Origin of the sequence: Stenotrophomonas sp. GbtcB23 (assembly GCF_019091045.1) — a bacterium.
GTDB lineage: Bacteria > Pseudomonadota > Gammaproteobacteria > Xanthomonadales > Xanthomonadaceae > Stenotrophomonas > Stenotrophomonas rhizophila_A.
Genome location: NZ_JAGXKC010000660.1, coordinates 1 through 239, shown reverse-complemented (window position 1 = coordinate 239; position 239 = coordinate 1). Strand labels below are relative to the sequence as shown.

1 protein-coding gene is annotated in these 239 nt (G+C 61.9%); it reads right to left on the bottom strand.

Annotation, left to right across the window (positions count from 1 at the left end; all coding sequences use genetic code 11):
* On the bottom strand, positions 1-239 hold a 239-nt coding region (locus tag KVS69_RS20475; protein WP_302675404.1), incomplete at both ends, for an NAD(P)-dependent oxidoreductase.

The following is a 239-nucleotide window of genomic DNA, read 5'->3' as shown; positions in this document are numbered from 1 at the left end:
GCCATGCGCGAGGATATCGTCCAGGGACTCGCTGCGGGCTATGTGCGACCAGACAGGCAGATCTGCTGGAGCATAAGGATCGAAGGCCATGACCATCATGCCGAGAGCCATCGCCTTTTCGACGGCCGTGGCGCCTATGGGTCCCAGCCCGATCAAGGCGAAAACTGCGACGGAAATCTCCCGGCCGATCAACCGTGCCCGAGGCCAGACGCCTTCCAGCGTCAGGGGAGTCGTCATAT